We start from the raw sequence: 14,356 nt of genomic DNA on the forward strand, positions 1-14,356 counted from the left end.
CAACAGGCAACAGGCAACAGGCAACAGGGGGAATAAATTGCCATTGAAGAAGGAGACAGGAGACAGGAGACAGGAGACAGGAGGAAAATTACATGGGGATTCGCTCCCCCAAGTAATTTTGAACACCCCCGTTGACGGTGGGGTATTAAACCCACAAAGAAAATGATAATATAAGACTTTTAGCTATTGGGCACTTCCTGCAATTTGTAAATATACCAGCGCACAGTACTATAATACTATAACCCTACGCACAAGTCAGAAGTCAGAAGTTAGAACTCAGAAGTAATCCCTGACTAACTTTGAGGATTTATAGATGTCTTCCTTGTTTCTGTTGTAGATAACTAAATTCCTTTTTCCTTCTTTCTTCTTTCTTCTTCCTTCTTCCTTCTTCACTCAAATTCTACATTTTCATAGATATCTGACAAAGAGATTTGAAATTCCACTGAACTTAAAGATAAAATAGCTCCATCACCTTCATATTCTGATAACCACCATTTGCCATCCTCAGTTTTGCTAAACTGTTCGACATAATATCTGTATTGGTCGATGAGAATATATTCCCGCAAACTATTTACTCTCCGATAATACTCAAATTTTTGCCCCCGGTCGTAGCTTTCTGTCGATCGCGATAATACTTCAATAATTATCTGAGGATTAGTAATAGTATCTCGCCTACCTTCAGCATAAATAACTGGAGTAGAAATTACCATTACATCTGGATAGGTGTAGATATTTTTTGTTGGTATTGACAAGCGTAGATCGCTCATAAAAGTTTCATAAGGTTGCCCTTTAATGCCATACTTTAATGTTGCGTAAAAGTTACCAAAAATTCGATTGTGATTTACAGTTCCTCCAGTCATAGGTATTATTTTTCCATCACGATATTCACTTCTAAATTCAGCAGTTTTTTCCTGCTCTAGATACTCTTCGACAGAATAGTAAATTTGAGTTGCTTGCATTTAATTTTATCCTATTCAACTATCATAATACTAACAGTTGATTTCTTAAATTTGAAGTAAAAAGGAAGAATGAAAAATATTACGTTGTCTGAGTTTTAAGCATTTATTAGAAGTCAGAACTCAGGAGATAAATGAGATTCAAATCCCATCCTATTTATAGTCCAGTAGGATGTGTTTTGCTGTCGCATAACTCCGTTAACGCTCCGCGACATGTTTGCGGAGCATGACTATAAGAAAAAGCAGTAGCGTAACTGAGTAAAACCCTATATCTATTGTCATTGCGTAACTCTTATTATTATTATTATTATGTTTGCTTCTCCCTGTACGGACGTTGCATGGAACGTCCGTAACCACTCCCCCTCCTGGGAGGGGTTAAGGGTGGGTTCCCCGCTTAAGAAAATTCTGTCGATCGCTGGATTTAGTATTACAATGAATATATCAACAAAAACTATGTGATTAAAATTATATTATGCAAAAATTTGTTAGTCTATTTTCCCTCATAGCATTATTACAATTACCAATAATTGTTCAAGCTCAAGAAGAAATAGTAGACCCCATAGAAAGAGTAGTTTCTGCAGGATTAATGACCAAAGATGCAGCCGGAAAATTTAATCGCAATGAAATTATTAGTAGAGCCGAATTAGCGTCAATTTTAGTCAAAACATTTGATTTAGAAAAACGTGAATCTTCCCAGAAACAAAATGTTGAATTAAAAGATGTTTCTTCAGATTATTGGGCTTATAATGATATTCAAATTGTCCTCAAAAATGCTGTAATGAGTGGCTATCGTGAGGGAATGTTTTTTCCAAATTATAAAATTAATCGGGCAGAAGCATTTGCGATTTTTGCTCAAGCTTATGGTGTTTTTCAGTTTCCTGAAGAAAATACTAAAAAGCTATTAAATAATTACCCAGATTCAGATAAAATCCCGAGTTGGGCAACAAAATCAATAGCAACAGCATTGTATGAAGGTTTTGTGAATACTGAACCAGGTACAAACAACATAAATCCTTTAGAACCGATGACTCGTGGGGATATGGTTTATGCTTTAAATGCCTATTTAGACCGTCAACAACGTCCTGCATCTCTTCCCTGGAATGATGATTTGGTTCCAGGTGCAACCAGGTAATATTCAGAAGGAAGAAGGAAGAAGGAAGAAGAAAGAAGAAAGAAGAAAGAAGGGAATGGGGATAGTCTTCGACACACCATTTCGTGTCTATAAACCCCAACTAATTGTCAACACCGCCAGTGAAGGCAGGGTATTAAACTCAAAATAAAAAGATAAAAAAAGTGGATATAAACAAGGTGAAATTTAAGTATCAATTCCAAATTGAAAAAATTACAAATTATGGCAGTAACAATTATTTACTCCTTGAGCAAATATTGAAACTTATAACCAACTTCCCAAACTGTTTTTATCTACTCAAAATTATATGTAGTTTCAAAGCACTATTACAAGTTCAATAATGTCAAATTAAATATATTTTATCCGATGGCAAAAAAACGAATTTTACTAATAGATGACGAAGAAGATATTAGAGAAGTAGCCCAACTTAGCCTAGAAATAGTAGGTGGTTGGCAAGTAATTACAGGTAGCTCAGGTAGTGAAGCTGTTGCTAAAGCAGAAGTAGAACAGCCAGATGCTATTCTCTTAGATGTAATGATGCCTGAAATAGATGGATTTTCTACTCTTAAACAACTACGAGCTAATCAGGCCACTCAGCAAATTCCAGTAATTTTCCTGACAGCGAAAGTTTGTTCAGAAGATCGCCATCAATTTTTGCAGTTGGGAATAAATGGAGTAATTAATAAGCCTTTTGATCCTATGTCTCTGGCAACTGAAGTAGAGACAATTTTGGGTTGGGTTCCATAGTAGTAAACCATTTCTCAAAAACTGTTCTACATTTTCTTGAGTGGGGAGTAGGGTAGTAGTGGAGAATTAAACATGAGAATCATTAACATTAACTGGGCTGCTAATTAGCAAAAAAATTATCATACCTGTATTAATTACATAATAACTGAAGTTTTATCGAAAAATAGTATTAATGAGTGGGAATTGGTTTAATTACTTTAAATTGACTACTGACTACTGACTACTGACTACTGACTACTTCTTCAAGTTCAAAAAACTCTAAACATTAGTGTCTAAAATTACGCAGAAAAAAAAATTTGATATAAACTAAAGTAATATATTATGCAAAGTCACTCTGTAGACTTAATATATGTCAAACTGGGAATTTTTGCTACAGAAAGAAGGCGATAGAACCTGGCTACCTCTAGAATCATCCGATGTGGAGATTCTAGAAGGTCGTTATCGGATTGTGGCTCATACCCATATAGCCAATACAGAAGTCCAAATTCAGATTATTCACGATTCTCTCGAAGAAGTTCCACCCTTAAGGCGAGTTCAGAAACGTTCTAGTCTTACCCACTCTCAAGGTCTAATCTCTATTATCCCTTTTACCCGCCTCAAACCTGGTAAATGGGAATTTCGTTGTCAAAGTAAACCAACTACATCATCTGTCAAAGCAAAACAACATATTGTCCATTTAGAAGTATTGCCCACTGATTATGATGATTCAGATTTCTCACAAACACTAGATGTTCAGAGTCAGGAACTATATCCATTAGTAGATTCAGAAACTCAGGAAAATGAGTTGATTGCTAATGAAAATATATCTGTTTTTTCTAGTCAAATAAGCTCCATAGATCATCCAGAAGAAAATACAGAAAAAAAAGACTTTGAATTAACAACTAAATCAGATGACATAGAATTATTGGATGCTCAGATTGAAGAGAAAAATTCCACTAATTTACTAGATGATGAGGAAGAAGATTCAAGTATTCAAGCTCAAAACCAACTCGAAGAACAAAGTCATCCATCAGACATTAAAGATACAGAGGAAAAATTAAAAGAACTAACTGAAACTCTCAGACATAATTCATCAATACTTGGGCAAGTTGAGCAACAACAAGCAATAGAACAAGCAATAGAATTAGAGGCAAATCAACAGGCAGATACCAACATCACTAATCAGACTAACTCTACTATAAATTATCCTTTACAACTAACCTTAAACCAAGCATCTTATACTGCTCAACCAGGAGAAGCTTTAATTATATCTGGTCAAATAATCTTAGATAATCAAGCTCAAAATATTCAATCTACAGAAGGTTTAAATCACCTTATATCCCAGAATACTTTAACAAAAAATGATTCCTCCATTCCAGAAAATAATACTCCAATAGTTAATGGTAATTTAAAAATTTGTCTGCGTAATCCTCAAACTTCAGAAATTTTAATTGATATACAACAAGCTCTACCAGAACAAGTTACACCTATTATATTTGCTTGTACAGTCAATGTTCCAGAAAATATTAAAACTCGTTTAATATTAGGGCAAATTATCCTCACAAATAATACAGCTACTTTAGCTAATACATCTTTTACAATTACAGCCCCACTACAGAATTGGTTAACAGCAATTGATGATAATTTTACTGAAGATGACTATCAGGAAATGGCTGCAAAAATAACTCAGGCAGCAAGAAAATCAGAGCAAAAATCTCCTTCTTTTCAGGAGTTAGTAGAAAAAATTAATCAAGTTAAACCCCAGAAGGAATCTGATATAGAACAACCCTTACCACCACAGATATATCAACCTGTTGAAGGAGAGGAAGATTCTGGAACACTAGAGTTACCAACCTTTGGAAACCCACCACCGGAAACAATGGCCAAAGATAAGACTCTGATTAATGAGTTGCTGGCCAAGTCAAATGCTCCTCAAGATTCAGATGAATTAGATGATGTCTGGGAAGATTCAAATAAACTTTCAGAGCGGACAAGTTTACAAGCAGAAGAAATAGAAGAGTCAGAGTCGGAGTCGGAGTCGAAAACTACTGAGGAAGAGGAAGTTTATTCTATAAATCAGCAAAACCTTGTTCCCTTTCCGACAAAATTTGCTCCTAGAAAAGAGGCATTTAAGGCTTTGAATTTAGAGGATAGATTTTTTTCTCGGCTGAATTCTTTGGTTAATGATTCTGAGTTGTCCCAATGGATGAAAGCTTCTTCTTTATCTCCAACTGAAGAATTAGAGAATATATCAGAAGATCAACATAAAACTGGAACAGATAAGTTGCAAGATAGTGACTCTATAAATACGATAGTTGATGATGAAGAACTTGCCAGTGACAATTCTGATGAAATTAATTGGGAAGCACAAGAGTTTGTTGTTGAAGATGAACAAATAGAGCAGCAAGAAAAGCAATGGAATGATGGTTTAGCAAATGTTTCTCAGTCGGAAGATGAATCAATTTCTAGACAACCTTATATTTTACCAGACGATCAACCAGTGCCAGTGCCTCATTTAGAAGTACTGGCTAAAGATGTAATTGCTGGAAAAGATGTAAAAGTTAGAGTACAATTACCGGAGGGTTTGCCTGGTATTTATGTTAAGATTTGGGTTTACGACCGCCAAGCTCAAACAATAGTTGCAGGACCACGTTGGTTAACTGACTTTATTCCTAATGGCATGGGGCAAGTAGAGGTAATTACAGAACTGTATATTGCTTATGGTTGTTTAGAAATAAAAATTGAAGCGATCGCAGCCGAAGTACAAACTAACCGCGAAAGTCATAGAGTAGTTATTGAACATTTGGTAGTTCCTCCTCCTCCTCCAATTTTGCCTTTTGATGATTTGAACCTGAGTTAGACATGATTTCTAAGTTAGTTCTGGGGCAAGACCAACTTGTAGGTACTAAGGCAGGCCAACCTTTGCGTAAAGCTTCTATACAGACAGCATGAACTGTTAATTGGCAGTCTAACATTTCGACCCCTTCTTTTTCAGCTTGTTTCTGGCTAATTTTCGTTATAGAATCATCGTTAAATTCAAAAGTTTTATGGCATTGAAGACAGACTATATGATGATGTTTACGATGGTTAGGGGAGTTAATCTCATAATGTTTGTGTCCTTCAGCTAATTCTAGTTCCCGCAAAATACCTACTTTTGTCAAGAGATGTAGGGTTCGGTAGACAGTAGAAAGGCTAATTTTTTCCTGTTGATATAACAACAGATTATATATTTCTTCTGCATTTAAGTGTTTACCTTGAGGTAAGTGTTGAAACATTTGTAAAATAGTCTCCCTTTGGGGAGTCAAACGCCAACCTCTTTGATTTAGTTCAGACTTAAGTGAATCATGCTGATAGAATACCATTTTTATGATTGCCCAGATTTGCTTCTGAATAAATGCATTACTACATATTAGAAAATATATACTTATTGAGAGATTTTTGCAAGAGTTAATTGGCCTCAAGGCTGACACCGTTTCATGGAAGTCAGAAGTCAGAAGTCAGAAGTTAGATTCGATCAGCTAAAAACTTTGACAAGACAATAGCTTTAAGCAATTATTTGATATTTAAAGAAGCGAAACTATTTGTAACATCAGGTGTAATATCATGTTCAGTTGAATACTTATAAATAACTTAGCGAGGAGTCAGGAGTCAGGAGTCAGGAGTCAGGAGGGAAGAAAGGAGAAAAATCAAGATAATTTCAGTATTTCAAGATAATTTCAGTATTTATTTGGTACTGTCAGTTCTGAAATTTTATTTATAACTGACCCGTCCGAACATGATATAAAATCAACCATTATTTCAGAAATAGACATCTCCAAAAATAAAAAATAAAATCAATTATCGTACAGAAATCATTAATTATTTCCCCCTCCATACCTATTCCCTATTCCCTATTGTCTCTTTTCTGGAGATGTCTAATGAGACTTGATATTAGCTGAGAGCTAAATGGAGTGTAGTTGCCAAATTCAAAGACAAAAAAATTTCTACTACTACCTTTTCATATTATGTCTGCTTAATTAATTATAAAAAAATCCTAAAAGCTATACATCCGTAGATTATTTAATTATTTATTAACAACTAAATATGATTTTTCGTATTTCATATTACTTCTGCTGTAATATTATGTCCGGTTGATTACTTATAAATAAAATCAGGGAGGAGTCAGGAGTCAGGAGGGAATAAAGAAGCAAGAAATAAGAGGAGGAAAAGGAGAAAGTTTTTTTGCTCGCTAATTATCCGGACATAATATAAGTTCTCAGCACAATTGTTTATAAAATGTCTAAATAATTAGAGAATAATAAAGTAACTATAAAAGTGCAGAAAAATACAAAAACTGAGGGGGTGCATCTAACTATTTGCCAAAATACTTTTTTCCTATATATTCTCTATTTCCTGTTGCCAGATAAGCTGTTGCCTAAAAGCGATAATTTTTTGGCTTTATTCAAAATTGAGATGCACCCAACTAAGGGCTAATTGTTAATTTTTATATGACACTTCCAACGAGTACTAAATAATGCTTTAATAACATACTTGGGATTAATCTAACTTGCCTAGTTTATAGAAAAAAGGCCATGTTTAGAGAGTGAATGTACAAGCAAAGATTAAGAAAGCGTATTGGCTTAATATTCGGTATATTAGGTGGGTTACGGTGGCACCATTTTAGCTGTGTCACGCCACTATGCCTAGATTTAATATTCCTTTTACAAACAGTCTCTTAGAGCTAATTAATCAGATTTTGTCCCGAAAATTCGATCAAAATATCCATAATCAATCAACAACTTAAAAAATGAATGAAGAAAAACGTCAAGCATACTGGCGTGCCAACAAAGCATTAATCAGAAACTTGCTAATAGTTTGGGCTTTAGTGTCAATTGTTTTTAGCATTTTATTAGTCCAACCCTTAAATGCAATTCAATTCTTTGGTGTCCCCTTGGGTTTTTGGATGGCACAACAAGGTTCAATTTATGTCTTTGTCATCTTAATTTTTACTTACGCCATTCAAATGGATAAACTCGATAAAAAATACAACATGGACAAACTCGATCGACAATCTAATACTGACAGGAGAGACTAAATGACTGTAGAAGTCTGGACATTTATACTCGTTATTATTTCCTTCATGGGTTATCTGTACATTGGATGGCGATCGCGAGTTAAAGATAGTAAAGGTTTTTTTGTCGCCGATCAAGGTGTACCTGCTATTGCTAATGGTGCTGCGACTGGTGCTGACTGGATGTCTGCTGCCTCATTTATTTCAATGGCAGGGTTAATTTCTTTCTTGGGTTATGACGGTTCGATCTATCTGATGGGATGGACTGGCGGTTTTGTACTATTAGCACTGCTACTCGCTCCATATCTGCGGAAGTTCGGCAAATATACAGTACCTGATTTTGTGGGCGATCGCTACTACTCAAATGTTGCCCGTATCGTTGCGGTTATCGCTGCTATCTTTGTCTCCATGACTTATGTTGCTGGGCAAATGCGCGGTGTCGGTATTGTTTTCAGTCGCTTTTTGCAAGTTGATATTGGTACTGGCGTTGTCATTGGTATGATTATTGTTGCCTTTTTTGCCATCTTAGGTGGAATGAAAGGCATCACTTGGACTCAAGTCGCCCAATATTCTGTACTCATTGTTGCTTATCTGATTCCAGCTATTGCTATTGCGACAGTTATTACAGGTATTCCCATTCCTCAATTTGCTTTTACTTTCAGCGATATTGTCGAAAAACTAAATCAGGTTCAGGTAGACTTGGGTTTCCAAGAATACAGCGCTGCTTTTACCAACAAAAGTATGCTTGATGTTTTGTTTATCACTATTGCGCTGATGGTTGGAACTGCTGGTTTACCTCACGTTATTGTCCGTTTCTACACAGTGCCGAATGTAAGAGCAGCTCGATATTCTGCTGGTTGGGCATTATTGTTTATTGCTATCTTGTATACAACCGCTCCTGCTTTAGCTACTTTTGCCCGATATAACTTAATTGAGAGTTTACACAACAAAACTTTGGAGGAAGTGCAACAGTTAGACTGGGCAACAAAGTGGAAAAATACGGGTTTATTAGAATTTACCGATAAAAATAATGATGGTAGCTTCCAACTAACCCCAGATCTAGAGACTAATGAAATTAGGATCGACAGGGATATCATTGTTTTGTCTACTCCAGAAGTAGCTAAACTTGCTCCTTGGGTAATTGCGTTAGTGGCAGCAGGAGGGTTAGCTGCTGCTTTGTCTACAGCATCGGGTTTGTTGTTGGTAATTTCTAGCTCTATTGCACATGACGTTTATTATCGAATGATCGATCCAGGAGCATCCGAGTCGCGACGGTTAATGGTAGGGCGGATCATGGTAGGGTTTTCTATTGCCATTGCTGGTTACTTTGGAGTTAATCCACCAGGGTTTGTTGCTCAGGTAGTAGCTTTTGCTTTCGGTTTAGCTGCTGCAAGTTTTTTCCCAGTAATTATTTTAGGTGTGTTTGATAAACGGACTAACCGGGAAGGAGCGATCGCTGGTATGGTAGTGGGTTTATTATTTACTACTATCTATATTATCGGTGTCAAATTTGCCGGAATGCCTACATGGTTTTTCGGCGTTTCTGCTGAAGGTATTGGCACTGTGGGAATGGTGCTGAATTTTATTGTGACTTTGGTTGTGTCTCGGATGACACCTCCGCCACCATTGGAAATACAAGAAATGGTAGAAGATTTGCGATCGCCTCTAGCTGTACCTGTTCCCATTAGCGATATTGGAGAGGAAGAGTTGGATTAATTTGTGGGCGTTGTATAGTTACGGGATGATCATACATAATGCTTTGCATACAGCAGTTTTCATTTTAGTAGAACACAGCAGGGGCAATTCGTAGTCCCTACAAAGGTTGTGTTTTTGACTGTATAATACCAAATCCGGTGTAGTAAGGAGATATTCACAAAATTCAAAATCTTTGGGTGATCAGGATTTGGATATTTAGCTGACTACCCTATAAGAACCGGATTTGGTATAATTCATCTACCTGAAAACCGCTATAAGCAGAAACTTTTGATAGATCAGAAAAAAATTTTTGGCACAGATCAAAATCATATCATGTCCGTTTATATCGTTTGTGTAAACCCAAGGGTGAATATCTACAGGAAATGATGGTTTTTTCTTGCGAGGGTAGCCTTCTTCCCTCTTTCTTCTTCCTTCTTCCTTCTTCCTTCTTCCTTCTTCCTTACCTTTGCTATACAAGACCGATGCTACCGGACATGATATCATCCGATAATTTACAACATAAAATCTGATTAGCGGAATCAATTAATGAAACGACGGACACTATTTAATTTATTAAGTCGAGCTGGTGGAACGACTGCCGTTCTGATCGCTCTCCATGCCATGGGTTGGAGATTAACCCATGCTCAAACAACTAATCGACCAAGACTAGGAGGCGAAACAGGTGCTGGAATTAAAGTCATCATTTTGGGAGCGGGAATTGCAGGTATGACCGCTGCCTACGAGTTGACAAAAGCTGGATATGAATGTATTTTGTTAGAAGCTCGAAATCGTACAGGTGGTCGCTGTTGGACTTTGCGCCATAACGATGTAATCAATGAGATTCATCAGCAAAGTCAACGCTCAGAGAAATGCCCATTTGATAATGACAATTCTCTCTATTTAAACGCAGGACCAGCTCGTATACCTTACCACCACAAAAATATTTTGAGTTATTGTAAAGAGTTTGGAGTGCCACTAGAGGTAATCGTTAATGAAAATCGGGCAGCCTACTTCCAGGACGATCAAGCTTTCGGTGGTTCTCCTGTTAACAACCGACGGGTTTTGAATGACAGCAGAGGTTACATTGCTGAGTTACTAACTAAAGCTATTGGTATTAATGGGTTAGATCGGGATGTATCTCTCGAAGAACAAGAGCGTCTGTTAGAGTTTGTTAAACGATTTGGTGATTTAAATTCAAAGGGGGAATATGTGGGTTCTAGTAGAGCTGGATATGAAATTCCCCCTGGTGCTGGAATAAACACTGGTAGAAAACATGAGCCTTTGCCATTATCTGAATTATTAAATTCTCGGTTCTGGGAATACAAAATGCATTTCGGTGAAAGTTATCTACAAGCTGCCACCATGTTGCAACCAGTGGGTGGAATGGATGCTATAGCTAAAGCTTTTGAGCAGAGGGTGGGTAGACTTATTCGCTATAAGGCTGAAGTTACTGAAATTAAGCAGAATTCTGATGGGGTGCAGGTGATATATCGCGATCGCAAAAGCAATCAATATCAGTCTGTTGATGGTAAATTCGCAATTTGTACCATCCCCCTATCGGTACTAACAAATATTAAAGCTGATTTTTCAAAGGAACATCAAGCTGCGATTACAGTAGGAGCATCTTCCTATAACCGGGCAGTTAAAGTAGGATTTCAAAGCAAGCGTCGATTTTGGGAAGAAGACTACAATATCTACGGTGGTATTTCCTGGACAGAGGCTGACATTATTCAAATGTGGTATCCCTCAACCGGTTTTCATAATCCTCAAGGTATTATTGTTGGTGCTTACATCTGGAGTAATGATATTTCAAAACGCTGGGAAGCTATGACATTTAATCAAAGATTATCCCTAGCTATTTCACAAGGGGAAAAGATTCACCCAGGGTATAATCAGGAAGTATCCGTAGCAAATGGCTGCACCGTAGCTTGGGGAAAAGTCCCCTATAGCCAGGGTGCTTGGATCAGTTGGGAGCAAGATAGCAGGAAAAAGGCATATCAAGTTCTGAATGAACCTGAAGGAAATGTATATTTTGCCGGAGACTATATGAGTTATTTAAGCGGATGGCAGGAAGGGGCTATTTTGTCAGCTCATAAAATTGTTAATGATATTACTACTAGAGTACAAAATTCTTAATTTATAGGAGAAAGAGTGAAAATGAAAAAAAATAGAATCTTATCAGCACTAAATCGCTTTGCCATTAGCCTGATTAGATATAAAGCTATGATGATTATTGCTTTTTTAGGTCTGATTTTATCTCTACTAACTTTGCATAGCACTCAAGCTGCAGATGATGTAATTATTCGACACCCCATTCCTGGTTCTAGTTTTCCTATTGCCCGAGCTGTAGAAATTCCTCCTAGCGTTCAACAGGTTTACCTAAGTGGTCAAGTTCCTCCCGTTGTGGACGATACAGTCGATAAAAGGACGATAACCGCCTTCGGAGATACTAAAACTCAAACTGTTGGAGTTCTCAAACGCATCCAGAGTACCTTAGAGGACTTAGACTTGACTCTAGGGGATGTGGTGAAAATGCAGGTTTTTTTGGTTGGCGACCCGGAAATGGATGATCGCCTTGATTTTAAAGGGTTTATGGAGGGATACACACAATTTTTTGGCACTCAGGATCAGCCTCGATTACCAGCTCGCTCTGTTATGCAGGTTGCCGGGTTAGCTAATCCTGGTTGGTTAGTAGAAATTGAAGTTACAGCAGTACGACTATAAAATCAGCAAATCTTGAACAGGATCAGACCTAATTTCCGATCAGATACATTCGCTATAATTATCTAAAAATTGTTTATAGAAACCATTTGGTATCTCCGCAAAGGTGAGTTTTTTTGGCAAAGGAGTCAGAAGTTAGGAGATTGAGAAATAAAATAATCAAACTCAAGACTGCATTCGCTGAATAATACCAATAGACCTTTTGCGTGGACTCGTGATGGTATTGATGATATTAGACTATGTACGGATGTTTTTCTCTAATGCTAACTGTAACCCTCTGTTGCCTGTTCCCTACTCTAATATATGAAAAACTCAATGAATACAGAAACTTGGACATTTATTTTCGTAACAATTTCGTTAATGCTTTACCTTTACATTGGATGGCGATCGCGAGTCCAAGATAGTGAAGGCTTTTTCGTCGCCGATAGAGGTGTACCTGCTATTGCTAATGGTGCTGCCACAGCAGCGGACTTTATGTCTGCAGTTTCATTTATTTCTATAGCAGGAGCAGTGTCAATTTTAGGTTATGATGGTTCTTATTATGTAATGGCAGCAACAGGAGGTTATATACTCTTGGGATTGCTGCTTGCTCCATATCTACGAAAGTTTGGTAAATATACTTTGCCCGACTTTATAGGCGATCGCTACTACTCTAATATTGCTCGCATCGTTGCGGTTATTGCTGCCCTTATTATATCTATAACTTTTGTTGTCGGTCAAATGCGAGGTGTAGGTATTGTCTTCAGTCGGTTTTTGCAAGTCCCTATTGAAGTTGGTGTCGTCATCGGTATGGTTATAGTTGCCTTCTTCGCCATCTTAGGAGGAATGAAAGGCATTACTTGGACTCAAGTTGCTCAATATTTTATACTTATTGTTGCTTACTTGATACCAGCTATTGTCATTAGTAATATTCTGACAAATATTCCGATTCCACAATTCGCTTTTACCTTTGGAGATATTGTAGAAAAACTGAATCAAGTTCAGGTTGACTTAGGTTTTCCAGAATATACTGCTGCCTTCAGTCAAAAAACTATGCTAGATGTTCTATTCATCACTATTTCCGGTATGGTGGGTCTTGCTAGTTTACCCCACGTTATTGTTCGTTTCTATACTGTACCTAACGTGACAGCAGCCAGATATTCTGTAGGTTGGGCATTATTATTTATTGCCATTTTTTCTACAACTGTTCCTGCTTTAGCTGCTTCTGCGCGATACAACTTAATTGATACTTTACACAACAAAACTGTGGCGGAAGTGCAACAGTTAGACTGGGCGACAAAGTGGGAAAATACAGGTTTATTAGAATTTACCGATAAAAATAACGACAGTCGTTTACAGTTGACTCCAGATACAAAGACTAATGAAATTATTCTCGATCCGGATATTATCACTCTCTCTACTCCAGAAGTTGCAAAACTGCCACCTTGGATAATTGCATTAGTCGCAGCAGGAGGATTAGCGGCTGCTTTGTCTACTGCATCAGGTTTGTTATTAGTGATTTCTAGTGCAATTGCTCACGATGTTTATTACCGCCTAATTAACCCAGAAGCATCAGAATCGCAAAGATTAATGTTAGGCAGAATAATGGTAGTATTAGCGATCGCTTTTTCTGGTTATTTCGGTATTAACCCCCCTGGTTTTGTGATTGAGATAGCAACTTTGGGAGTTGGTATCGCTGCTGCGACTTTTTTTCCAGCAATTATTTTGGGAGTGTTTGATAAACGCACTAACCGGGAAGGAGCAATAAGTGGTATGATAGTTGGTTTAGTGTTTACAACTATCTATATTGTTGGTGTAAGATTCTACGCAATGCCGACATGGTTTTTGGGGTTATCCGATCAGGGTATCGGTACAATAGGAATGTTATTGAATTTTATTGTGACTTTGCTAGTATCTCGGATGACAACTCCTCCACCATTGGAGATACAAGAGATGGTAGGAGATTTGCGATCGCCTTTAGCTGCACCTGCTCCAATTAGAGATATTGGGGAGGAAGAGTTGGATTAATATTCTTTTGGGATCATGGTTATCAGTTAAACTGTATTCTATGGATGAGATGAGTTAAACTGTATTCTATGG

Annotated in this window: 13 protein-coding genes; 10 read left to right on the forward strand and 3 right to left on the reverse strand. The window is 37.2% G+C overall.

Annotated features, from left to right (window positions below):
• Positions 1-37: 37 nt before the first annotated feature.
• Positions 38-166, forward strand: a complete 129-nt coding sequence (locus F6K27_RS00880) for a hypothetical protein (protein WP_287300824.1) — start codon at positions 38-40, stop codon at positions 164-166.
• 223 nt (positions 167-389) lie between these two features.
• Here the strand turns inward: F6K27_RS00880 and F6K27_RS00885 are convergent, their stop codons facing one another.
• Positions 390-959: a Uma2 family endonuclease gene (locus tag F6K27_RS00885; RefSeq protein WP_287272848.1), complete on the reverse strand. Its 570-nt coding sequence runs from the start codon at positions 957-959 to the stop codon at positions 390-392.
• Positions 960-1,428: 469 nt separating this feature from the next.
• On the opposite strand from F6K27_RS00885, the gene F6K27_RS00890 reads away from it, so the two are divergent.
• The 4 genes from F6K27_RS00890 (at position 1,429) to F6K27_RS00905 (ending at position 5,671) form a co-directional block, all read left to right on the forward strand.
• On the forward strand, positions 1,429-2,088 hold the full coding sequence (locus F6K27_RS00890) for an S-layer homology domain-containing protein (protein WP_287272849.1): 660 nt from the start codon (positions 1,429-1,431) through the stop codon (positions 2,086-2,088).
• Entirely contained in the window at positions 2,057-2,236 is a 180-nt protein-coding gene (locus tag F6K27_RS00895; protein ID WP_287272851.1) for a hypothetical protein, read from the forward strand. The genes F6K27_RS00890 and F6K27_RS00895 overlap by 32 nt, the downstream gene beginning before the upstream one ends.
• Before the next feature lie 215 nt (positions 2,237-2,451).
• Complete coding sequence (locus F6K27_RS00900) at positions 2,452-2,832, forward strand: response regulator (RefSeq protein ID WP_124146389.1); 381 nt, start codon at positions 2,452-2,454, stop codon at positions 2,830-2,832.
• 349 nt (positions 2,833-3,181) lie between these two features.
• Positions 3,182-5,671, forward strand: coding sequence for a hypothetical protein (locus tag F6K27_RS00905; protein ID WP_287272853.1), 2,490 nt, complete (start codon positions 3,182-3,184; stop codon positions 5,669-5,671).
• Here F6K27_RS00905 and F6K27_RS00910 read toward each other — a convergent pair.
• Positions 5,604-6,173 (reverse strand): transcriptional repressor, encoded by a 570-nt coding sequence (locus F6K27_RS00910; protein ID WP_287242925.1) that lies wholly within the window; start codon positions 6,171-6,173, stop codon positions 5,604-5,606. The two genes, F6K27_RS00905 and F6K27_RS00910, sit on opposite strands and share 68 nt — an antisense overlap.
• Before the next feature lie 1,424 nt (positions 6,174-7,597).
• Between F6K27_RS00910 and F6K27_RS00915 the strand changes: the two genes are divergently transcribed.
• Together F6K27_RS00915 and F6K27_RS00920 are read left to right on the forward strand one after the other, a co-directional pair.
• Entirely contained in the window at positions 7,598-7,885 is a 288-nt protein-coding gene (locus F6K27_RS00915) for a DUF4212 domain-containing protein (protein WP_124146386.1), read from the forward strand.
• On the forward strand, positions 7,886-9,577 hold the full coding sequence (locus F6K27_RS00920; RefSeq protein WP_287272855.1) for a sodium:solute symporter family protein: 1,692 nt from the start codon (positions 7,886-7,888) through the stop codon (positions 9,575-9,577).
• A 237-nt stretch (positions 9,578-9,814) separates the two neighbouring features.
• Here the strand turns inward: F6K27_RS00920 and F6K27_RS00925 are convergent, their stop codons facing one another.
• On the reverse strand, positions 9,815-10,060 hold the full coding sequence (locus F6K27_RS00925) for a hypothetical protein (RefSeq protein ID WP_287272857.1): 246 nt from the start codon (positions 10,058-10,060) through the stop codon (positions 9,815-9,817).
• A gap of 42 nt (positions 10,061-10,102) precedes the next feature.
• Here F6K27_RS00925 and F6K27_RS00930 point away from each other — a divergent pair, with 42 nt between their 5' ends.
• From F6K27_RS00930 to F6K27_RS00940, 3 genes are all read left to right on the forward strand, one after another.
• A complete protein-coding gene (locus F6K27_RS00930; RefSeq protein ID WP_287272858.1) occupies positions 10,103-11,692 on the forward strand; it encodes a flavin monoamine oxidase family protein in 1,590 nt (529 codons plus the stop codon).
• Positions 11,693-11,713: 21 nt separating this feature from the next.
• The gene (locus F6K27_RS00935; RefSeq protein ID WP_287272859.1) at positions 11,714-12,280 is read left to right on the forward strand and encodes a RidA family protein; all 567 of its coding nucleotides are present in this window, start codon (positions 11,714-11,716) and stop codon (positions 12,278-12,280) included.
• Between the two features lie 312 nt (positions 12,281-12,592).
• On the forward strand, positions 12,593-14,284 hold the full coding sequence (locus F6K27_RS00940; RefSeq protein WP_287272860.1) for a sodium:solute symporter family protein: 1,692 nt from the start codon (positions 12,593-12,595) through the stop codon (positions 14,282-14,284).
• Positions 14,285-14,356: the final 72 nt, after the last annotated feature.

The sequence above is a fragment of the Okeania sp. SIO2F5 genome (genome assembly GCF_010692685.1).
Taxonomy (GTDB): Bacteria; Cyanobacteriota; Cyanobacteriia; order Cyanobacteriales; family Microcoleaceae; genus Okeania; species Okeania hirsuta.